Raw genomic sequence first — 20,795 nt, forward strand, 5'->3', positions numbered from 1 at the left:
CGTGTGCGTGACATTGCGGTAGTCGGCTTCGCGCAGACGCCCTGCGTGCGCGAGACCGACGGCACCACCAACGGTGTCGAGATGCTGGTGCCGATCTTCCACGAGGTGCTCGGCGGGCTCGGCCTCACCAAGACCGACATCGGTTTCTGGTGCTCGGGTTCCTCGGACTACCTGGCTGGGCGCGCGTTCTCGTTCGTCTCGGCGGTCGACGCGATCGGGGCCTTCCCGCCGATCGTCGAGTCGCACGTCGAGATGGACGCCGCGTGGGCGCTCTACGAGGCGTGGGTGAAGCTGCTGTGCGGCGAGATCGACACCGCCCTGGTCTACGGCTTCGGCAAGTCGTCGGCCGGGCAACTCCGCCGGGTCATGGCGATGCAGCTCGACCCGTACCTCGTGACACCGCTGTGGCCGGATTCCCTGGGACTGGCGGGAATCCAGGCTCGCATGGGCATCGAGAACGGTCTGTGGGACGAACGCGCGATGGCCGCCGTGGCCGCGCAGAGCCGTTCCGCCGCCCTCTCGAACCCGCTCGCCCAGCTGTCCGGCGAGGTCGACGCCGACGAACTGCTGGCCCTCCCCTACGTCGCGGACCCGTTGCGCCGCCACGACTGCGCGCCGATCACCGATGGCGCGGCCACGATCGTGCTTGCGGCAGGCGACAGAGCGCGGGAGCTGTGCGCACGTCCGGCGTGGATCACCGGCTTCGAACACCGCACCGACACGCCGTCGTTCGGCACGCGTGACCTCACGACCTCGCCCTCCGCAGTGGCCGCGGGCAAGGCGGCGGGCGCCGACGGCGTCCAGGTGGCCGAGCTGCACGCGCCGTTCACCCACCAGGAGATCCTGCTGCGCCAAGCACTCGGTCTCGGTGACGACGTGACCGTGAACCCGTCCGGCGGGGTGCTGGCGGGCAACCCGATGTTCGCCGCGGGGCTGGCGCGCATCGGCGAAGCCGCGCGCAGGATCCACGACGGCTCGGCGGCCAAGGTCCTCGGACATGCCACCAGCGGGCCGTTGCTCCAGCAGAACCTCGTCTGCGTGATGGAAGGGCGTGAGTGATGCGACCGGCAGCAGTGGTCGGCGTCGGCCAGACGCACCACGCGGCGAAGCGCCTCGACGTGTCGATGGCGGGCCTGTGCCGCGAGGCGATCGACCGTGCGATGGCCGACGCGGGCGTGGACTGGTCCGACATCGACGCCGTGGTCCTCGGCAAGGCACCGGACCTGTTCGAGGGCGTGATGATGCCCGAGCTGTTCCTCGCGGACGCGCTGGGTGCCGTCGGCAAACCGTTGCTGCGCGTGCACACCGCCGGCTCGGTCGGCGGCAGCACGGGCAACGTGGCGGCGTCACTCGTCCAGTCCGGCGTGCACGACCGCGTGCTGGCCGTGGCGTTCGAGAAGCAGTCCGAGTCGAACGCGATGTGGGCGCTGTCCGTGCCGACACCGTTCACGATGCCGGTGCACGCGGGCGCGGGCGGGTACTTCGCACCCCACGTGCGCTCCTACATCCGCCGCGCCGGCGCCCCCGAGCACGTGGGCGCGATGGTCGCGGCCAAGGACCGGCGCAACGGGTCCAAGAACCCGTACGCGCACCTCAAACAGCCGGACATCACCGTCGAGTCGGTGCAGGCCTCCACCATGCTGTGGGACCCGATCCGGTACGACGAGACGTGTCCTTCCTCGGACGGTGCCTGCGCGGTCGTGATCTCGTCCGAACCCACCTCGGGACAGGCCGCCTGGATCCGCGCGACAGCGCTGCGCACCGAGCCCACGACGTTCGCCGGACGCGACCAGGTCAACCCGCAGGCCGGTCAGGACGCCGCCAGGGCGTTGTGGAAGCAGGCGGGCATCACCGACCCGCTGTCCGAAGTGGACGCCGCCGAGATCTACGTGCCGTTCTCGTGGTTCGAGCCGATGTGGCTCGAGAACCTCGGTTTCACCGACATCGGTCAGGGCTGGAAGCTCACCGAGGCGGGCGAGACCGAGATCGGCGGCCGCCTGCCGGTGAACCCGAGCGGCGGTGTGCTGTCGTCCAACCCGATCGGCGCCTCCGGCCTGCTGCGCTTCGCCGAAGCCGCCATGCAGGTCATGGGCACCGCGGGAGACCACCAGGTCGACGGCGCGCGGGTCGCGCTGGGCCACGCGTACGGCGGTGGTTCGCAGTTCTTCGCCATGTGGGTCGTCGGATCGGAGAAGCCTTGAAGTTCACCGTCGGTATCGCCATGAGCCCGCTCGACCAGCTGACCGAGTTGGCCCGGTGCGCCGAGGAGTGCGGCTACGCCTCGATCGCGCTGCCGGACTCCCTGTTCTTCTCGGAGAAGGTGTCCGCGGACTACCCGTACACCCCGGACGGCTCCCGCATGTGGAACGCCGAGACTCCGTGGGTCGACCCGTTCGTCGCGGCCGCCGCGATGGGCGCGGTGACGTCCAGGATCAACTTCTACACGCAGGTCCTGAAGCTGGGCTCCCGCAACCCGCTCCTGCTCGCCCGCCAGGTCGGGTCGGTCGCGCACATGACCGGCAACCGCTTCGGTTTCGGCGTGGGCCTCGGCTGGTCGCCGGAGGAGTTCGAGTGGTGCGGTGTGCCGTTCAAGAACCGCGGTCCGCGCGTGGACGAGATGATCGACGTGCTGAAGCTCGTGCTCGGCGGCGGCATGGTCGAGTACCACGGCGACTACTTCGACTTCGACCGGCTGCAGATGTCGCCGGCACCCACTTCGCCGGTGCCGTTCTACGTCGGCGGTCACTCGCCGGCCGCGCTGAAGCGGGCCGCTCGTGTCGGTGACGGCTGGACGTCGGCGATGATCAAGTTCGAGGAGCTCAAGTCGGTGATCGCGCAGCTCACCCATCTCGGCTGCTTCGAGCGGCCCTTCGAGGTCCAGGCCGTGTGCATCGACCGGTTCGGGCTCGACGGCTACAAGCAGCTCGACGAGATCGGCGTGACCGACACGATCGTCGTGCCGTGGCTGTTCTACGGCGTCGGCTTCGACGGCAGCCTGCAGGCCAAGAAGGACGGACTTCGGCGCTTCGCCGACGAGGTGATCGGAGAGTTCGCGTGACCGCTGTGACTTGGACTGCGTCCAAGACCGAAACCCCCGCCCGCGTGGCCTCGTGGCGTTCCATGGAGGCCGTCTCGAACGGCCGGAAGGACGAGTGGCTGGCCCTGTTCGCCGAGGACGCCGTGGTCGAGGACCCGGTGGGTCCGTCGATGTTCGACGCCGAGGGCAAGGGCCATCACGGCAAGGAGGCGATCGCCGCCTTCTGGGATCTCGCGATCGCCAACGTGGAGCGCTTCGAGTTCGCGATGCACGACTCGTTCGCGGCGGGCTCCGAGTGCGCGAACGTGGGCACGATCAGCGCGTTCCTGCCCGGTGGGGCGCGCGTGGACACCGAGGGCGTGTTCGTCTACAACGTGGGCGAGGACGGCCTGATCAAGTCGGTGCGGGCGTTCTGGGAGACCGAACGAGCACTCGCGACCCTGCGCGTCGAGGCCTGACGCCACACAGCATGAGGCCCCTCCATCCGCAGGTGGAGGGGCCTCAGTCGTCTCTTACGCGTATTGGACGCGGAACTCCTTGATGCCGTTGAGCCAGCCCGAACGCAGCCGCCGCGGTTCCGCGACCTGCTTGATGTTCGGCATGGCGTCCGCGATCGCGTTGAAGATCAGGTCGATCTCCAGCCGGGCCAGGTTCGCGCCGACGCAGAAGTGCGCGCCGCTGCCGCCGAAGCCGAGGTGCGGGTTGGGGTCGCGGGTGATGTCGAACGTCTCCGGGCTGTCGAAGACCTCCTCGTCGAAGTTGGCCGACGAGTAGAACATCCCGATCCGCTGCCCCTGCTTGATCTCCACACCGCTCAGTTCGGTGTCGGCCATCGCGGTGCGCTGGAAGGACACCACCGGTGTGGCCCACCGGACGATCTCGTCGCCGGTCGTCGCGGGCCGCTGGTCCTTGTACAGCTCCCACTGCTCGGGGTGGTCGAAGAACGCCTTCATGCCGTGCGTGATGGCGTTGCGCGTGGTCTCGTTCCCCGCCACGGCGAGCAGGAGCACGAAGAACCCGAACTCCTCCGACGCGAGCCCCGCGCCGCCCACGTCCGCCTGGACCAGCTTCGTGACGATGTCCTCGCGCGGGCACTTCCGCCGGTCCTCGGCCATGGTCCACGAGTACCCGAGCAGCTCGGTGGCGGCGGTCAGCGGTTCGATCTCGAACTCGGGGTCGTCGTAGGCGATCATCTGGTTCGACCAGTCGAAGATCTTGCGGCGGTCGTCCTGCGGAATGCCGATGAGCTCCGCGATGGCCTGCAACGGCAGTTCGCACGCGACGTCCGACACGAAGTCGCCGCTGCCCTTGTCCAGCGCCTCCGCGACGATCCGCTCGGCGCGGGCGGCCAGGGCCTCGCGCAGGCTGTTGACCGCGCGCGGGGTGAAGCCGCGGGAGATGATGCCGCGGACCTTCGTGTGCGTCGGCGGGTCCATGTTCAGCAACAACAGCCGTTGCATCTCGATGTTGTCGCGCGGCATGTCGTCCTTGAAGCGGATGATCGCCGTGTTCTCGCGGCTGGAGAACAGCTCGCTGTTGCGCGAGATCTCCTTGACGTCGTGGTGCTTCGTCACCACCCAGAAGCCCTCGTCGGGGAACCCGCCCTGGCCCAGCGGTTTGGAGTTCCACCAGATCGGCGCGGTCTGGCGCAGTTCGGCGAACTCCTCCAGCGGCAGCCGACTCGCGTACATGTCGGGGTCGGTGAAGTCGAAGCCTTCCGGGATGCGCGGCTTGCCCACAGGCACCTCCTAGGTGGAACGCGTTCTATCTGATTCAAACACGCTTGCGGCTTGTGTTGAAGCCCCCACACGGCCAATCTGGAGCAACACAGGAACGTGTTCTAGTTCTTAGGCGGAGGAGGCTCGCGTGGGCAGTCCGGTGATCGTGGGAGCGGTGCGCACGCCCATCGGCAGGCGGAACGGCTGGTTGTCCGGCCTGCACGCCGCCGAGCTCCTCGGTGCGGCACAACGGGGACTGCTCGACCGGACGGGTCTCGATCCGTCCACCGTCGAACAGGTCATCGGCGGCACCGTCACCCAGGCGGGCGAGCAGTCGAACAACATCACCAGGACGGCCTGGCTGCACGCGGGCCTGCCGCAGACCACCGGCTGCACCACCGTCGACGCCCAGTGCGGGTCGGCCCAGCAGTCCACGCACCTCATCGCAGGCCTGATCGCGGCGGGGGCCATCGACGCCGGCATCGCGTGCGGGGTCGAGGCGATGAGCCGCGTGCCGTTGCGCAGCAACATCGGCGAGACCGGGATGCCGCGCCCCGACTCGTGGACCATCGACCTGCCCAACCAGTTCGTCGCCGCCGAACGGGTGGCGGAACGGCGTGGCATCGGGCGCGAGGAGGTCGACCGGTTCGGCGTCCAGTCGCAGAACCGGGCGCGGGCGGCGTGGGCGGCGGGCCGGTTCACCGCCGAAGTGGTGCCGGTGAAGGTCGGCGAAGATCTCGTGGACACCGACCAGGGCCTGCGGGAGACGTCGCTCGAGGCGTTGGCGGCTCTCAAACCGGTTGTTCCCGACGGCGTGCACACCGCAGGGACGTCGTCGCAGATCTCGGACGGCGCGTCGGCCGTGATGGTCGTGGACGAGGAGTTCGCCCGGGCCCACGGGCTCAAGCCACGCGCCCGGATCGTCACGCAGTGCCTGATCGGGTCGGACCCGTACTACCACCTGGACGGGCCGGTCGACGCCACCGCGCGGTTGCTGAAGCGCAGCGGGATGAAGATGGCGGACATCGACCTGTTCGAGGTCAACGAGGCGTTCGCGTCCGTCGTGCTGTCGTGGGCGGCGGTGCACCGGCCGAACCTGGACCGGGTCAACGTCAACGGTGGCGCGATCGCGCTCGGTCACCCCGTGGGCAGCACCGGCACCCGGTTGATCACGACCGCGTTGCACGAGCTGGAGCGCAGGGACGCGACGACGGCGTTGATCACGATGTGCGCGGGCGGGGCCATGGCCTCCGGCACGATCATCGAACGGATCTGAGGTCCGCGGCCGGGTACGGGGTCCGCCGGCTCTCGTGCTGGAAGCGGCGGTAGAAGTCCTTCATCACCGCCGCGACGTCGTTGTGGCGGTTGAGGATCGTCGCGACCCGTGGCGGAACTCCCTGCGAGCGCAGCTGGTACGCGAACCACATCACCAGGTGCGTGACGGTGTAGTAGCGGTCGTAGTCCTGGTTCTCGGCGAAGAACGCGATCTCCTCCTCGGACAGGTCGAACCGGGAGGAGATCGCGAGGCCGTAGTCGGCGAAGTACAGGCGTTCGCCGTCGGTCAGGATGTTCTGGAAGTGGCCGTCGAAGTGCAGCAGGCCGCGGGAGTTCATGAACTCCACCGAGGCGGCCATCTCGCGTTCGACCATCTCGCAGGCGCTTTCGAGGTCGTCCTGGCCGTTCAGCCAGTCGTGCAGGTTCTGCGGGACGTACTCCAGGAACAGCGCGATGCTCGCGGTCGACTCCTTCAGCGCCTCGATGCGGGGACCCACCTCCGGTCCCCAGTAGCCGACCGCCTGGTCCAGTTCCGCGGACAGCGTCTGGCCCTGGTGCGGCAGGACCCGCCAGTGGTACGTCAGCGGAAAGCCCTCGTGCTCGCCCGCCAGCACCCAGTCCGTCGTCATGGTGTGCACGGCCAGCTCACGCCAGGCACCGAAGCCCGCCGATCCCACCAGCCCGACGCCGTAATGGGCGTGCACGGGCAGGTCGTAGAGGTTCGCCGTCGATCCGGCGTGCCGCAGCTCCAGGTCGGTCAGCGGCAGCCGCTTCACGAAGACCGGAATCCCGCCGACGTCCGCCAACGCCGTCGGCCCGCCGATTCCCGTCCCTCTCGGCTCGGCGCGGTTCACCAGGTCACCGAGTTCGCGGTCGCTGAGCAGCGACAACGCGGCCGAGACGGTCCTGTGGGAGTCCAGACGGGTCACATGATCGAACCTACTCGGCTCCGTAGACCGGGGTCGGGTGGTCGTCGGCGACCAGCTTGCGCACGACGCTGCCCAACTCCTCCGGCGACCACCGCTCACCCTTGTCGATCTCCGGCCCGCGCCGCCACCCGTGCACGACGCAGACGCGTCCGCCGTCGACCTCGAACATCCGCCCCGTCACGTCCCCGGCCTCCTCGCTGCCGAGCCACACGACCAGCGGCGAGATGTTCTCCGGGGCCATCGCGTCGAACCCGTCCTCCGGCGCCGCCATCATGTCCGCGAACGTCGCCTCGGTCATCCGGGTGCGGGCGGCGGGAGCGATCGCGTTGACCGTGATGCCGTAGCGGGCCAGTTCGGCGGCCGCCACCAGCGTCATCGACGCGATGCCCGCCTTGGCCGCCGAGTAGTTCGCCTGCCCGACGCTGCCGAACAGCCCGGCGCCGGACGACGTGTTGATCACGCGCCCGGACACCGCGCCGCCGGCCTTGTGCACGGCACGCCAATGCGCGGCGGCGTGGTGCAGCGTCGCGAAGTGGCCCTTCAGGTGCACGCGGACGACCTCGTCCCACTCGTCCTCGCTGCAGCCGACGACCATGCGGTCCCGCACGATGCCGGCGTTGTTGACGAGCACGTCCAGTCCGCCGAACTCCGACACGGCGGTGTCGACCAGCCGTTTCGCACCCGCCCAGGTGCCGACGTCGTCGGTGTTGACGACGGCCCGCGGCCCGATCCGCTCCGCCACCTCGCCCGCGACCGCCGCGGACAGGTCGTTCACCACGACCCGTGCCCCTGCGGCACCGAACGCCAGCGCGTGGGCACGGCCGATGCCACGCCCGGCCCCCGTCACGATCACAACGCGGTTCATGAAGAGCCCCCATCGGCAGCGGTCAGGAACGCGGGTGCTTCTCCCCCGCCGTGCACGACCAAGGTCGCGCCGCTGACGTAGGACGCCAGCGGTGAAGCCAAGAACACCGCGCACGCGCCGACCTCGTGCGGTGACGCGAGACGCCCCAGCGGCACGGTCTTCGCCACGGCCTCTATCCCGGCCTCGGAGCCGTAGTGCAGGTGCGACTGCTCCGTGCGCACCATGCCGACGGCCAGCGCGTTGACCCGCACCTTCGGTGCCCACTCGACGGCCAGCGACGAGGTCAGGTTGTCGAGACCGGCTTTCGCGGCGCCGTAAGCGGCGGTTCCTGGAGACGGACGCCGGCCGCTGACGCTGCTCACGTTCACGATCGATCCGCCGGTGGCCTGGGTCTGCATGACCGCGTTCGCCGCCTGGGACACCAGCAGCGGTGCCAGCAGGTTCAGCTCGACGATCTTCGAGTGGAACCGCGGCGAGGCCTTGTCCGCCAACGCGAACGGCGCCCCGCCGGCGTTGTTCACCACGACGTCGAGCCGGCCGTGCTCGGCGGCGATCCCGGACACCAAGGTGCCCACCTGATCGGCATCCCGCACGTCACACGCCACGAACGACGCACCGTCCACCTCGGCGGGACGCCGCGCACACGTCACGACGACGGCCCCAGCGGCGAGAAACGCACGGGTGATGCCGAGACCTACACCCCGCACGCCGCCTGTCACGAGGACCACTGCTCCGTCGAGGTCCAGTTCCACATGCACCTACCCCGGTCGCTCCGGCACTGCTAAGTTACCAAGCAATCGCTTGGTTCGGAAGGCGGCTCCATGGGAATCTCCAGCAGCCACACCGAAAACGGCATCGTCGAGGTCACCGTCGACTATCCCCCGGTCAACGCCATCCCCTCCCAGGGCTGGTTCGAGCTGGCCAAGGCCATCACGTCCGCGGGTGAGGACCCGCAGGCGCGGGTGGTGATCCTGAGGGCCGAGAACCGCGGCTTCTGCGCGGGCGTCGACCTCAAGGAGATCCAGCGCGCCGAGGGCTACAACGCGCTCGTGGCGGCGAACCGGGGATGCGCCAAGGCCTTCGCGGCCGTGTACGACTGCGAGGTCCCGGTGATCGCCGCGGTGAACGGGTTCTGCCTCGGCGGTGGCGTGGGGCTGGTCGGCAACGCAGACGTCATCGTGGCGTCCGACGACGCCACGTTCGGGCTGCCCGAGGTCGATCGGGGCGCGCTCGGCGCCGCGACCCACCTGGCCCGGCTCGTGCCGCAACACCTGATGCGGACGCTGTACTACACGGCCCGCCACGTCAGCGCGCAGACGCTGCACCACCACGGCAGCGTCGTCGAGATCGTGCCGCGCGCACAGCTCGACGACGCGGCGCGCGAGATCGCCGAGGAGATCGCGAAGAAGGACACGTCGGTGATCCGCGCGGCCAAGGAGGCCATCAACGGCATCGACCCGCAGCGCGTGCACCAGAGCTACCGCTTCGAGCAGGGCTTCACCTTCGAGCTCAACCTCACGGGTGTGTCGGACCACGCCCGGCAGGCCTTCCTGGACGGAGACCATGCGCGACAAGCGAATGACAGCTGACGAGGTCGTCGGCGAGATCAAGGACGGGATGACCGTCGGCATCGGCGGCTGGGGTTCGCGGCGCAAACCGATGGCCCTGGTCAAGGCCCTGCTGCGATCCGGCGTCGAAGACCTCACCGTCGTCACGTACGGCGGGCCGGACGCCGGGCTGCTGTGCGCGGCGGGCAAGGTTCGCAAGCTGGTCTACGGCTTCGTCTCGCTCGACTCGATCCCGTACGACCCGTGGTTCAAGCGGGCGCGGGAGACCGGTGCGATCGAGGTCCTGGAACTGGACGAGGGCATGTTCCAGACCGGGCTGCGCGCCGCCGGGCACCGGTTGCCGTTCCTGCCGATCAGAGCGGGCCTCGGCTCGGACGTGCTGAAGTACGCGCCGGAGCTCAAGACCGTGCGGTCGCCCTACGACGACGGCGAGGAGTTGGTGGCGATGCCGGCGTTGAAGCTCGACGTCGCCCTGGTCCACCTCAACCGCGCCGACAAGCACGGCAACGCCCAGTACCTCGGGCCGGACCCGTACTTCGACGACCTGTTCTGCCTGGCCGCGGACCGGCGTTACGTCTCGTGCGAGCAGGTCGTGGAGACGTTCGACGGTCCGCCGCAGACGTTGCTGCTCAACCGGATGATGGTCGACGGTGTGGTGGAAGCGCCGGGTGGAGCGGGGTTCACCAGCTGCGTGCCCGACTACGGCCGTGACGAGGCCCTCCAGCGCGAGTACGCGGAAGCGGCTTCCGACCTGGAGAAGTGGCCGGGCTTCTACGAGAGGTTCCTGCGATGAGCGACATCACGCGAGCCGAGGTCTGCGTCGCGGCGTGCGCCGACCTGTTCCTCGGAGCCGGGGAGACGCTCGCCAGCCCGATGGGCCTCATCCCGTCCCTCGGTGCCAAGCTGGCCCGCCTCACCACCGAGCCCGGCCTCCTGCTCAGCGACGGCGAGGCGTTCCTGCTGACGCCCGAGTCCACTGTGGAGGGCTGGCTGCCGTACCGGAAGGTGTTCGACGTCGTCGCGCACGGCCGCCGGCACGTCGTGATGGGTGCGAACCAGGTCGACAGGTTCGGCAACCAGAACATCTCGGCCATCGGCGACCACGCGCGGCCCACCCGGCAGTTGCTCGGGTTCCGCGGCGCTCCCGGCAACACCGTCAACCACCGCACCAGCTACTGGGTGCCCCGGCACAGCACTCGGGTGCTGGTCGAGGCCGTGGACGTGGTGTCCGGCGTCGGCTACGACCGCGCGGCGGGACCGTTCCACGACGTCCACCGCGTCGTCACGAACCTCGCCGTGCTCGACTTCGACACCCCTGACCACTCGATGCGCGTCGTCTCCGTGCATCCCGGCGTGTCGGTCGACGAGGTCCAGAGGCAGACGTCGTTCCCGCTCGTCGTCCAGGACGTCACCGAGACCAGGCTCCCGACCGGCGAGGAGCTGGAGCTGATCAGGACCAGGCTCGATCCGCAGAGCAAGCGGGACGGGGAAGTCCCGCAGTGAGGACCGCGCTCACCGACCTGGCCGGCGTCCGGCACCCGGTGGTGCAGACCGGCATGGGCTGGGTCGCGGGGCCACGCCTGGTCTCCGCGACCGCCGAAGCGGGCGGGCTCGGCATCCTGGCCTCCGCCACCATGACGTACACCGAGCTCGAAGCCGCGATCAAGGAGACCCGCTCCCGCACGGCCGAACCGTTCGGCGTGAACCTGCGAGCGGACGCGCACGACGCCCCGGAGCGGATAGACCTGCTGATCCGCGAACGCGTGAAGGTAGCTTCCTTCGCGCTGGCCCCGAAACCGGACATGATCGCGAAGCTGAACGACGCCGGGGTCGTCGTGATCCCGTCGATCGGTGCGGCCCGGCACGCCGAGAAGGTCGCGAAGTGGGGCGCCCACGCCGTGATCGTGCAGGGCGGCGAGGGCGGTGGCCACACCGGTGGCGTCGCCACGACGTTGCTGCTCCCGAGCGTGCTGGACGCCGTCGACATCCCCGTGATCGCGGCCGGTGGCTTCTTCGACGGCCGAGGGCTGGCCGCCGCGCTCGCCTACGGCGCGGCCGGCATCGCGATGGGCACGAGGTTCCTGCTCACCCAGGAGAGCACGGTCCCGGACGCGGTGAAACACGCGTACCTGCAACGAGATCTGAACGGCACGGTCGTGACCACGCGCGTGGACGGCCTGCCGCACCGGGTCCTGCGGTCGGACCTGGTCGAGCACCTCGAGAAGTCCGGCCGGGTCAGCAGCCTGGCGAGGGCCGTGACCAACGCGGCCCGGTTCCGGCGGCACACCGGACTGGGCTGGCGCGCGATGATCCGCGAGGGACTGGCCATGAAGCACGGCAAGGACCTCACGTGGTCGCAGGTGATCATGGCCGCGAACACGCCGATGCTGCTGCGCGCCGGCCTGGTCGAGGGCAGGACCGACGCGGGCGTGCTCGCGTCCGGTCAGGTCGCCGGCCTGCTGGGCGACCTGCCGACGTGCGCGGACCTGATCGAGGGCATCGTCGCCGACGCCGAGGCGGCGATCGACCGGCTCAGAGCCGTTCGATGATCGTCACGTTCGCCTGACCACCGCCCTCGCACATCGTCTGCAGCCCGAACCGGCCGCCCGTCCGCTCCAGCTCGTGCAGCAACGTCGTGAACAGCTTGGTGCCGGTCGCGCCGATCGGGTGCCCCAGCGCGAGCGCTCCCCCGTTGACGTTCACCCGTCCCAGGTCGATCTTGAGCTCCTTGGCCCAGGCCAGCGCCACCGACGCGAACGCCTCGTTGATCTCGAACAGGTCGATGTCCGCGAGGGACATGCCGGCGCGGTCCAGCGCGTACCGGGTGGCCCGGATCGGCGCGGTCAGCATGTAGATCGGGTCGGATCCGCGGGCCGACATGTGGTGCACTCGCGCCCGTGGCGTCAGCTTGTGGTCGCGCACGGCCTGTTCCGACACGACCAGCACCGCCGACGCACCGTCGGAGATCTGCGACGACAACGCCGCCGTCGTGCGCCCGCCCGGCCGCAACGGCTGCAGCTTCGCCATCTTCTCCGCACTGGTGTCCGGACGCGGGCACTCGTCGGCCGCGACGCCGTTGACCGGCGCGATCTCCCGGTCGAACCGGCCCTCCTTGATCGCGGTGATCGCCCGCAGATGGCTCTGCAGCGCGAACTCCTCCATCTCGCGCCGCGACAGGTCCCACCGCACGGCGATCAGGTCGGCCGCCCGGAACTGGTTGACCTCCTCGTCGCCGTACCGGTGCCGCCAGCCCTCACACCCCTCGAACGGGCTGACCGTCATGGCCGACCCGATCGGCACCTGCGACATGTTCTGCACGCCACCGGCGACCACGACGTCGGCCGTGCCGCTCATCACCGCCTGCGCGGCGAAGTGCAGCGCCTGCTGGCTCGACCCGCACTGCCGGTCGACCGTCACGCCCGGCACCTGCTCCGGGAAACCCGCCGCCAGCCAGGACGTCCGCGCGATGTCGCCGGCCTGCGGGCCGACCGTGTCCACGCAGCCGAAGATCACGTCTTCCACGTCCGTCGGGTCGACGTCGACGCGGTTGAGCAGCGCCGTGATCACGTGCGCGCCGAGATCGGCGGGGTGCACGTGGCTCAGCTCGCCACCACGCCTGCCCGCCGGGGTCCGCACAGCCTCGATGATGTACGCCTCGGCCACGAGGGCCCTCCTTCTACGGCTTTGCTACGTCTTGGAGTTCTTCCGCCGGCCCGTGGCGATGCCGTCGAGCAGGATCGCGAGGTACTGGTCGGCCACCTCTTCAGCGGACAGCCCGCCGTCCGGCCGGTACCACCGCACGGCCACCCACACCGTGTCGCGGATGAACCGGTAAGCCACGTCGACGTCGAGGTCGGCGCGGAACACGCCCGTGCTCATGCCCTCCTCCAGCAGCACCGTCCACAGCTTGCGGAACTCCACGCTGCGGTCCTCGATGTAGGAGAACCGTTCGAGCGGCGTGAGGTGCTTGGCCTCGTTCTGGTAGATCGCGACCGCGGCGTGCCGGGTGTCGATCGCCTCGAACGACGCCACCACCAGGGCTTTCAACGTCTGCTTCGGGCCGAGGCCTGCCTCGACGACCTCCCGGTAGCGCGCGAACAGCTCGTCCAGGAACGTCCGCAGGATCTCGTCCACCATCGACTCCTTCGAGTCGAAGTGGTGGTAGAGGCTGCCGGACAGGATGCCCGCCGCGTCCGCGATGTCCCTGACCGTGGTCTGCCCGTAGCCACGCTCGGCGAACATCTTCGCGGCGAGCTCCAGCAGCTCGGCCCTCCGGCTACTCATCGGTCGTTCCTTCCTCACGGGTGCTGGCTGCTCACCGAGACGACCTCACCCGTCAGGTACGACGAGTAGTCGCTCGCGAGGAACACGATCACATTCGCGACCTCCCAGGGCTCGGCGGCGCGCCCGAAGGCCTCTCGGGACGCCAGTTCGGTCAGCAACTCCTCACTGGTGACCTTGGCCAGGAACGGGTGCGCTGCCAAGCTCGGCGCGACCGCGTTCACCCGGATGCCGTGCTCGGCCACGTCCATCGCGGCGCACCTGGTCAGCGCCATGACTCCCGCTTTCGCTGCGGCGTAATGGGCTTGACCCCTCTGGGCCCGCCAGCCGATCACACTGGAGTTGTTGACGACGACACCGCTTCGTTGGACGACCATTTGGCGTAGCGCGGCCCTGGTGCAGCGGAAGGTGCCGTTCAGCGTGACGTCCAGGACGCGGGACCACTCGTCGTCCGCCATGTCGAGCACGGACTTCTCGCCGCCGAGGCCGGCGTTGTTGACCATCACGTCGATGCGGCCGTAGCGCTCGACCGTCTCGTCGATCAGCTGCTGCACCTGCTGCTCGTTCGTGACGTCGCACGGAACGGCGTGGTCGGTGCCCAGCGCCTCGTGGGTCTCCTTGAGGCGGCGCTCGTGCCAGTCGCTGATGACCACCGTCGCGCCCTCTTCGAGGCACCGTTTGGCGGTCGCCGAGCCGATACCCGTGCCCGCCGCGGCCGTCACGACGACGATCTTGTCCTTGAGCAGGTCGTGGCCGTTCATCGCGGCAGCCCCAGGACGCGGTGGGCGATGATCTCGCGCTGGATCTCGTCGGAGCCGCCGTAGATCGTCTCCGCGCGGCTGAACAGGAACAGGCGCTGCCACTCGTTGTCGTCGATCATCGACTCGGGACCGAGCGAGTCCAGCGCGAGCTCGCCGAGCCTGCGGTGCCAGCCCGCCCAGAACAGCTTCAGCACGGACGCCTCCGGGCCCGGGTCGTCGTTCAGCGTTCTCAGCGTGTGCGAGCGCATGACGTGCAGTTCGAGCCACGCCCTGGTGAGGCGTTCGTCCTGCGGCGCCTTGGTCATGATCGCGTCGAGCTGGCGGCGGAAGCCCACCTGGTGGCCGAGCATCGCGGTGCCGCGCTCGAAACCCAGCGTGGCCATGGCGGTCTTCCAGCCCTCGCCCGGCTGACCGACCACGTTCTCCTCGGGCGTCACCGCGCCGTCGAAGAAGACCTCGTTGAACTCGGACGTGCCGGTGAGCTGGCGGATCGGCCGCACCTCGACGCCCGGCTGGTCCATCGGCACGAGGAGGTACGAGAGGCCCTGATGCCGTTGCGAGCCGGGTTCGGTGCGGCACAGGACGAAGATCCAGTCGGAGTAGTGCGCGTTCGACGTCCAGATCTTCTGGCCGTTGATCACCCACCGGCCGCCGTCGAGGGTGGCCCTGGTCTGCACGGACGCGAGGTCCGAGCCGGCGCCGGGTTCCGAGTAGCCCTGGCACCACAGCTCATCCAGCGAGCGGATCCTGGGCAGGAAGCGTTCCTTCTGCTCTGGCGTGCCGAACGCGATGAGGGTCGGGCCCAGCAGGCCCTCACCGACGATGTCGACCTTCGCCGGGGCGTCGGCCTCCGCGTACTCCTCGTGGAAGATCACCTGTTCCTCCGCGCTGCGCTCACCGGGCCAGCCCAGGCACGTCCACCCGCTCCTGGCGAGGTGCCGGTGCCATCGCAGCCGTCCCTCGAACGCCTCGTGCTCGCGGCCCGGTCCACCCAGGCCGCGCAGCTCAGCGAACTCACCGACGAGGTTGGCGGACAACCATTCCCGCACCTCGCGCCGGAAGGACTCCATGCGCCATACTCTAACCTACCAAGCACTTGCTTTGGTGGGCCCCTTGGAGGCTTCTGTGGCGGACGTTCCAAGCAGGCAAACGGTTTCAGCCGCGCTCGACCGCGCTGCTGCTTCGTACATCGACGCGGAGGCGTTGGTGGACGGGGAGGTTCGCCTCTCCTGGACCGAACTGCGTTCGGCGGTGCTGGACGCGGCGCGCGCACTCGTGGGGATGGGTGTGCGGCCGGGCGATCGGGTGGCTTTGTGCGCGCCCAACTCCGCTCACTGGGTCGTCGCGGCACTCGGGGCGTTGCGTGCGGGCGCGGCTCTGGTACCGATCAACACCCGGTTCACCGCCGCAGAGACGTTGGACGTGGTGCGGCGCAGTGCCGCGCGCGTCCTGGTCGTCGAGGGCGAGTTCCTCGGGCGTGACCGAGAGGCGGAACTGCGGGCGCTGTCGCCGGAACTCCCCGCGGTGGTGCGATTACCGGCTTCCTGGACCGCATCCGACGCAGACCTGCCCGAGCTGTCGGAGGACCAGCTGTGCGACGTCATGTACACGTCGGGCACGACCGGGCGCAGCAAAGGGGCGATGAGCGCGCACCGGCAGTCGATCGGGGTGGCCGGGGCCTGGGCCGCCTGCGGTGAGCTGACGTCCGCCGACCGCTATCTGATCGTCAACCCCTTCTTCCACACCTTCGGTTACAAGGCCGGGATCCTGGCCTGCCTGCTGACCGGGGCGACGATCGTGCCGCAGCCCGTGTTCGACGTCGTGAAGACGATGCGGCTGGTCGAACGGGAACGGATCACCGTGCTGCCGGGGCCGCCGACGATCTTCCAGGCGTTGCTCGACCACCCCGAGCGCGGCTCGTTCGACCTGTCCAGTCTCCGGCTTGCGGTGACCGGCGCCGCCGTCGTCCCCGTCGTGCTGATCGAGCGGTTGAGGGAGGAGCTGGCGCTGACCGTGCTCACCGCCTACGGGCTGACCGAAGCCGTCGTCGCCACCATGTGCCGCCCCGGCGACTCCCCCGAGACGGTCGCGCACACGTGCGGCGCGCCGATGGCGGGGTTCGAGCTCAAGCTGGGCGAACGGGACGAGGTGCTGTTGCGCGGCCCGAACGTGATGCTCGGCTACCTCGACGATCCAGAAGCCACCGCGGCTGCCGTCGACGCCGACGGCTGGTTGCACACGGGTGATGTCGGACGGATCGACGACCGCGGCTACCTCTCGATCACCGACCGGCTCAAGGACATGTACATCTGCGGCGGGTTCAACGTCTACCCCGCCGAGGTCGAGCAGGCGCTCGCCCGGCTGCCGGGGGTCGCGGAGTCGGCGGTGGTCGGGATGGCCGACTCACGACTGGGTGAGGTCGGGGTGGCGCACATCGTGACGGCACCTGGGTTTTCGTTGACGTCGGACGAGGTGATCGCCTTCTGCCGCGAGCGGCTGGCGAACTACAAGGTGCCGCGTGCCGTCGAGTTCCACCCGGCACTCCCGCGCAACGCGATGGGCAAGGTCCTCAAAACCCAACTGCGCAAGGAGAACGCGTGACAGTCTCGTATGAGCGGCGGGACGCGGTCGCCGTCGTGACCATGAACCGCCCGGAGTACCGCAACGCGCAGAACTCGGCGATGACCTACGCGTTGGACGAGGCCTTCACCCGCGCGGTGGACGACGACGAGGTCAAGGTGATCGTCCTGGCGGGCGCCGGCGACCACTTCTCGGCGGGCCACGACATCGGCTCTCCTGGACGCGATGTCGACACGTCCTTCGAGCGCAAGGCCGTGATGTGGTGGGACCACGTCGGCCGTGAGGGCGGTGACCTCCGCTTCGCGCGCGAGATGGAGGTCTACCTCGGCATGTGCCGGCGGTGGCGGGAGATCCCGAAGCCGACGATCGCGATGGTGCAGGGCGCCTGCGTGGCGGGTGGGCTCATGCTGGCCTGGGTGTGCGACCTGATCGTGGCCGCTGAGGACGCTTTCTTCGCCGATCCCGTGGTGCGCATGGGGATTCCGGGCGTCGAGTACTTCGCGCACCCGTGGATGCTCGGCCCGCGTGCCGCGAAGGAGGTGCTGTTCACCGGCGACCGCTTCTCGGCGCAGCGCGCCTACGAGTGGGGCATGGTGTCGCGCGTCGTGCCTCGCGCGGAGCTGGAATCCTCGGCTTTCGAACTGGCCGGGCGCATTTCGGCGATGCCGCGGTTCGGGCTCGCGCTGGCCAAGAAGGCGGTCAACCAGTCCGAGGACCTGATGGGCATGCGGGCCGGGATGGACTCCGTGTTCGGCCTGCACCACTTCGCGCACGCGCACAACGCCGAGGTGAGCTCCGACGCGTTGGCCGGCATGGACGCCCGTGCGATGAAGAAGGCCTCCGGCTGATGGATCTCGACCTGGACGCTGCGACACTGGAATTCCAGGCCGAGGTGCGGTCGTGGCTGGCGGCGCACGTCCGGCCACTGTCCTCGATGGACACCGCACAGGGCTTCGAGGAGCACCGTTCGTGGGAACGGCTGCTGGCCTCCGAGCGGTTGTCGGTGGTCTCGTGGCCGTCCTCGTACGGTGGCCGGGAGGCCTCACTGTTGCAGTGGCTGGTGTTCGAGGAGGAGTACCACGCTTCGGGCGCGCCCGGTCGTGTCTCCCAGAACGGCATCTTCCTGCTGGCGCCGACGTTGTTCGCGCACGGCACCGACGAGCAACGCGCCCGGATCCTGCCCTCGATGGCACGCGGCGACGAGGTGTGGGCTCAGGCCTGGTCCGAACCCGAAGCAGGATCCGACCTGGCTTCGTTGCGCAGCACGGCCGTCCGCTGCGACGGCGGCTGGCTGCTGCGCGGCCAGAAGACCTGGAGCTCGCGGGCCGCGTTCGCGGACCGGGCGTTCGGCCTGTTCCGCACCGGCACCGGCGAACGGCACCGCGGCCTGACCTACCTGCTGTTCGACCTGCGGTCCGAGGGCGTGACCGTGCGCCCGATCGCCCAGCTCGACGGCGAACCGGGCTTCGCCGAGGTCTTCCTGGACGACGTGTTCGTGCCGGACCGCGACGTCGTGGGCGAGGTCGGCGACGGCTGGCGCGTGGCGATGAGCACGGCGGGCAACGAGCGCGGCCTGACCCTGCGCAGCCCGGGACGTTTCACCGCCGCCGCGTCCCGGCTGGTGGAGCTGTACCGCAAGAACCCGGACCCGGCGCTGCGCGACCGCGTCGTGGACGCGTGGATCGGCGCGCAGGCCTACCGCCTCCACACGTTCGGCGCCCTGGCCCACCCTCCGTCCGGGCCCGCGGCCAGCGTCACGAAGGTGTTCTGGTCCGAACTGGACGTCGCCCTGCACGAAACGGCGCTCGACCTGCTCGGCGAGGTCGCGCCGGGGTGGCGGGACGGCTGGCTGTTCTCGCTGTCGGGCCCGATCTACGCCGGCACCAACGAAATCCAGCGCAACGTGATCGCCGAACGAATCCTGGGGCTGCCGCGATGATGTTCACGCTGTCGTCCGAGCAGACGGACCTGGCCGGAGTGCTGCACGGGTTCCTGGCCGCGGGGAAGACGGACCTGGCCTCGCTCGGGCTGGACGAGGTGACCGACCCGGTCGACCTCGTGGTGGTGTTCGAGGAGCTGGGACACCATGCCGTCGCAGGCCCGCTGATCGAGTCGCTCGCGGTGCTTCCGGCACTGGGCGCTGGTCCCGGCTCGGTCGCCTTCCCACCGCACGTCCCCCACGCCGTCGAAGCCGACCGGTACTTCCTGGTCGAGGGCGACATCCTCCGCGAGGCCTCCCCCACTGCCGAACTCCAGTCCGTCGACCTCGGCCGCCGTCTGGTCGTGCTCTCCCCCGGCGCGGTGCTCGCCACCGACGTCCCGGCCGCCCGAGCGTTCGACCTGGGCGTCCTGACCTGCGCGGCGCAGCTCCTCGGGCTGGGCCGCGCCCTGCTCGAACTGACCACCGCCCACGCCCAGGCCCGCACCCAGTTCGGCCGCCCCATCGGCCAGTTCCAGGCGGTCAAGCACCACCTCGCGAACGTCCTGATCGGCCTCGAGCTCGCCCGTCCGCTGGTGTTCGGCGCGGCCGTGACCATGACGCCCCGGGACGTCTCGGCCGCCAAGGTCGCCACGTCCGACGCCGCCTGGCAGGCCGCCCGCACCGCGTTGCAGGTGCACGGCGCCATCGGCTACACCGCCGAGCACGACCTGGGGCGGTTCCTGTTGCAGACCCGAGCCCTGCGCACGGCGTGGGGCAGTCCGTCGATGCACCGAGCACGCGTGCTGGAGGCGTTGTGACACCGGAACAACTCGCGTTGCGCGACGCCGTCCGCAGCCTGCTCGACAAGCACTCGGACGTCCGCGCGGCCATCGAGACCCCGCACGGCCACGACAAGGACGTGTGGACACGCCTGTGCGACATCGGCGTGCTCCCGATCCCGGAGCGGTACGGCGGTTCCGGCGCCGGCCTGGCCGAGACCCGCGTCGTGCTGGAAGAACTCGGCCGCACCCTCACCCCGTCCCCGCTGCTGGCCTCGACGCTGGCGGCCCGGGCACTGCTGGCGACGGGCAACGAGGAGGCGTGCGACCGGCTGCTGCCCCGCATCGCGGACGGGACCGCCGCCACCCTCGTCTGGCCGTGGGACAACGCCCGGACCAGCTTCAACGGCACGGCGCGCTACGTCCTCGACGGCGACCTCGCCGAAATCCTCCTCGCCACCGACGGCACCGACCTGTACGAGATCGACCTCGCCGGCGTCAGCCGCGAGCACACACCGACGATGGACCCGACCCGCCGCCTGGCCACGATCCACCTGACCGACGGCGCGGCGACCCGCCTCGGCCGCTGGTCACCCGAGGTTCGTGACGTCGCACTGTCCCTGCTGGCTGCCGAACAGGTCGGCGCCGCCGCTCGAGCCCTCGAGCTCACCGTCGAGTACACCAAGACCAGGGTTCAGTTCGGCAAGCCGATCGGCTCGTTCCAGGCTTTGAAGCACCGCATGGCGGACCTGCACGTCCTGGTGGAGACCGCACGGTCAGCCGCTTCGGCCGCGGACGACGAGGTGTCCGCGGCGGTGGCGAAGGTCTACTGCTCGGAGGCGTTCTTCAAGGTCGCCGCCGAGATGGTCCAGTTGCACGGCGGCATCGCGATCACCTGGGAGCACGACGCGCACCTGTACCTCAAGCGGGCGCACGGCAGTGGACAGCTGTTCGGCAGCCCGGCCGTGCACCTCGAACGGCTGCGGGCCAAGATCTGACCCGCTGTCCACGGGGCGCCCCAGAAGGATCTCCGAGCCGGCTGGCTGCGGCCTCTTCGGGAAAGACGGTCGACCGGGACTCG

22 protein-coding genes are annotated in these 20,795 nt (G+C 69.7%); 14 read left to right on the plus strand and 8 right to left on the minus strand.

From position 1 onward, the window contains the following. Positions 1-3: 3 nt before the first annotated feature. Genes AB0M48_RS00535 through AB0M48_RS00550 form a run of 4 tightly spaced genes read left to right on the plus strand, consistent with a single transcriptional unit; the run spans position 4 to position 3,495 of the window. On the plus strand, positions 4-1,059 hold the full coding sequence (locus AB0M48_RS00535) for a thiolase domain-containing protein (protein ID WP_363834786.1): 1,056 nt from the start codon (positions 4-6) through the stop codon (positions 1,057-1,059). Then, a complete protein-coding gene (locus AB0M48_RS00540; protein ID WP_363834789.1) occupies positions 1,059-2,201 on the plus strand; it encodes a thiolase domain-containing protein in 1,143 nt (380 codons plus the stop codon). Before AB0M48_RS00535 ends, AB0M48_RS00540 begins: the two co-directional genes overlap by 1 nt. Next, the gene (locus AB0M48_RS00545) at positions 2,198-3,058 is read left to right on the plus strand and encodes a TIGR03619 family F420-dependent LLM class oxidoreductase (protein ID WP_363834792.1); all 861 of its coding nucleotides are present in this window, start codon (positions 2,198-2,200) and stop codon (positions 3,056-3,058) included. The genes AB0M48_RS00540 and AB0M48_RS00545 overlap by 4 nt, the downstream gene beginning before the upstream one ends. Continuing rightward, positions 3,055-3,495, plus strand: a complete 441-nt coding sequence (locus AB0M48_RS00550) for a nuclear transport factor 2 family protein (protein WP_363834795.1) — start codon at positions 3,055-3,057, stop codon at positions 3,493-3,495. Before AB0M48_RS00545 ends, AB0M48_RS00550 begins: the two co-directional genes overlap by 4 nt. A gap of 54 nt (positions 3,496-3,549) precedes the next feature. Here the strand turns inward: AB0M48_RS00550 and AB0M48_RS00555 are convergent, their stop codons facing one another. Further along, complete coding sequence (locus AB0M48_RS00555) at positions 3,550-4,776, minus strand: cytochrome P450 (RefSeq protein WP_363834797.1); 1,227 nt, start codon at positions 4,774-4,776, stop codon at positions 3,550-3,552. 127 nt (positions 4,777-4,903) lie between these two features. Here AB0M48_RS00555 and AB0M48_RS00560 point away from each other — a divergent pair, with 127 nt between their 5' ends. Beyond that, complete coding sequence (locus AB0M48_RS00560) at positions 4,904-6,031, plus strand: steroid 3-ketoacyl-CoA thiolase (protein ID WP_363834801.1); 1,128 nt, start codon at positions 4,904-4,906, stop codon at positions 6,029-6,031. Here the strand turns inward: AB0M48_RS00560 and AB0M48_RS00565 are convergent. Genes AB0M48_RS00565 through AB0M48_RS00575 form a run of 3 tightly spaced genes read right to left on the minus strand, consistent with a single transcriptional unit; the run spans position 6,015 to position 8,582 of the window. Further along, positions 6,015-6,959 carry a hypothetical protein gene (locus tag AB0M48_RS00565; RefSeq protein WP_363834804.1) on the minus strand — a complete coding sequence of 315 codons (945 nt, stop codon included), beginning with the start codon at positions 6,957-6,959 and terminating at the stop codon, positions 6,015-6,017. The two genes, AB0M48_RS00560 and AB0M48_RS00565, sit on opposite strands and share 17 nt — an antisense overlap. 10 nt (positions 6,960-6,969) lie before the next feature. After that, positions 6,970-7,824: an SDR family oxidoreductase gene (locus AB0M48_RS00570; RefSeq protein WP_363834807.1), complete on the minus strand. Its 855-nt coding sequence runs from the start codon at positions 7,822-7,824 to the stop codon at positions 6,970-6,972. Beyond that, positions 7,821-8,582 (minus strand): SDR family oxidoreductase, encoded by a 762-nt coding sequence (locus AB0M48_RS00575; protein WP_363834809.1) that lies wholly within the window; start codon positions 8,580-8,582, stop codon positions 7,821-7,823. Before AB0M48_RS00575 ends, AB0M48_RS00570 begins: the two co-directional genes overlap by 4 nt. A gap of 63 nt (positions 8,583-8,645) precedes the next feature. On the opposite strand from AB0M48_RS00575, the gene AB0M48_RS00580 reads away from it, so the two are divergent. From AB0M48_RS00580 to AB0M48_RS00595, 4 genes are read left to right on the plus strand one after another with little or no spacing between them, the layout of a single operon-like run. Next, positions 8,646-9,413, plus strand: coding sequence for an enoyl-CoA hydratase family protein (locus AB0M48_RS00580; protein ID WP_363834812.1), 768 nt, complete (start codon positions 8,646-8,648; stop codon positions 9,411-9,413). After that, a complete protein-coding gene (locus tag AB0M48_RS00585; protein ID WP_363834815.1) occupies positions 9,388-10,185 on the plus strand; it encodes a CoA-transferase in 798 nt (265 codons plus the stop codon). The genes AB0M48_RS00580 and AB0M48_RS00585 overlap by 26 nt, the downstream gene beginning before the upstream one ends. After that, positions 10,182-10,895 (plus strand): CoA-transferase, encoded by a 714-nt coding sequence (locus AB0M48_RS00590; RefSeq protein WP_363834818.1) that lies wholly within the window; start codon positions 10,182-10,184, stop codon positions 10,893-10,895. The genes AB0M48_RS00585 and AB0M48_RS00590 overlap by 4 nt, the downstream gene beginning before the upstream one ends. Continuing rightward, entirely contained in the window at positions 10,892-11,941 is a 1,050-nt protein-coding gene (locus tag AB0M48_RS00595) for a nitronate monooxygenase (protein ID WP_363834822.1), read from the plus strand. The genes AB0M48_RS00590 and AB0M48_RS00595 overlap by 4 nt, the downstream gene beginning before the upstream one ends. Here the strand turns inward: AB0M48_RS00595 and AB0M48_RS00600 are convergent. Genes AB0M48_RS00600 through AB0M48_RS00615 form a run of 4 tightly spaced genes read right to left on the minus strand, consistent with a single transcriptional unit; the run spans position 11,925 to position 15,504 of the window. Further along, a complete protein-coding gene (locus AB0M48_RS00600; protein ID WP_363834825.1) occupies positions 11,925-13,055 on the minus strand; it encodes an acetyl-CoA C-acetyltransferase in 1,131 nt (376 codons plus the stop codon). The two genes, AB0M48_RS00595 and AB0M48_RS00600, sit on opposite strands and share 17 nt — an antisense overlap. Positions 13,056-13,079: 24 nt before the next feature. Beyond that, a complete protein-coding gene (locus tag AB0M48_RS00605; RefSeq protein WP_363834828.1) occupies positions 13,080-13,676 on the minus strand; it encodes a TetR/AcrR family transcriptional regulator in 597 nt (198 codons plus the stop codon). Between the two features lie 14 nt (positions 13,677-13,690). Further along, positions 13,691-14,434 carry an SDR family oxidoreductase gene (locus tag AB0M48_RS00610; protein WP_363834831.1) on the minus strand — a complete coding sequence of 248 codons (744 nt, stop codon included), beginning with the start codon at positions 14,432-14,434 and terminating at the stop codon, positions 13,691-13,693. Beyond that, the gene (locus AB0M48_RS00615; RefSeq protein ID WP_363834835.1) at positions 14,431-15,504 is read right to left on the minus strand and encodes an acyl-CoA dehydrogenase family protein; all 1,074 of its coding nucleotides are present in this window, start codon (positions 15,502-15,504) and stop codon (positions 14,431-14,433) included. Before AB0M48_RS00615 ends, AB0M48_RS00610 begins: the two co-directional genes overlap by 4 nt. A 55-nt stretch (positions 15,505-15,559) precedes the next feature. On the opposite strand from AB0M48_RS00615, the gene AB0M48_RS00620 reads away from it, so the two are divergent. The 5 genes from AB0M48_RS00620 to AB0M48_RS00640 are packed head-to-tail and all read left to right on the plus strand — an operon-like array spanning position 15,560 to position 20,712. Continuing rightward, positions 15,560-17,035: a FadD3 family acyl-CoA ligase gene (locus tag AB0M48_RS00620; RefSeq protein WP_363834838.1), complete on the plus strand. Its 1,476-nt coding sequence runs from the start codon at positions 15,560-15,562 to the stop codon at positions 17,033-17,035. Further along, on the plus strand, positions 17,032-17,862 hold the full coding sequence (locus AB0M48_RS00625; protein WP_363834840.1) for an enoyl-CoA hydratase: 831 nt from the start codon (positions 17,032-17,034) through the stop codon (positions 17,860-17,862). Before AB0M48_RS00620 ends, AB0M48_RS00625 begins: the two co-directional genes overlap by 4 nt. Further along, positions 17,862-18,953 (plus strand): acyl-CoA dehydrogenase family protein, encoded by a 1,092-nt coding sequence (locus AB0M48_RS00630; protein WP_363834842.1) that lies wholly within the window; start codon positions 17,862-17,864, stop codon positions 18,951-18,953. The genes AB0M48_RS00625 and AB0M48_RS00630 overlap by 1 nt, the downstream gene beginning before the upstream one ends. Continuing rightward, positions 18,950-19,753: an acyl-CoA dehydrogenase family protein gene (locus AB0M48_RS00635; RefSeq protein ID WP_363834845.1), complete on the plus strand. Its 804-nt coding sequence runs from the start codon at positions 18,950-18,952 to the stop codon at positions 19,751-19,753. Before AB0M48_RS00630 ends, AB0M48_RS00635 begins: the two co-directional genes overlap by 4 nt. Continuing rightward, positions 19,750-20,712: an acyl-CoA dehydrogenase family protein gene (locus AB0M48_RS00640; protein WP_363834847.1), complete on the plus strand. Its 963-nt coding sequence runs from the start codon at positions 19,750-19,752 to the stop codon at positions 20,710-20,712. The genes AB0M48_RS00635 and AB0M48_RS00640 overlap by 4 nt, the downstream gene beginning before the upstream one ends. Positions 20,713-20,795 lie beyond the last annotated feature (83 nt).

Origin of the sequence: Lentzea sp. NPDC051208 (assembly GCF_040682435.1) — a bacterium.
GTDB classification, from domain to species: Bacteria; Actinomycetota; Actinomycetes; order Mycobacteriales; family Pseudonocardiaceae; genus Lentzea; species Lentzea kristufekii.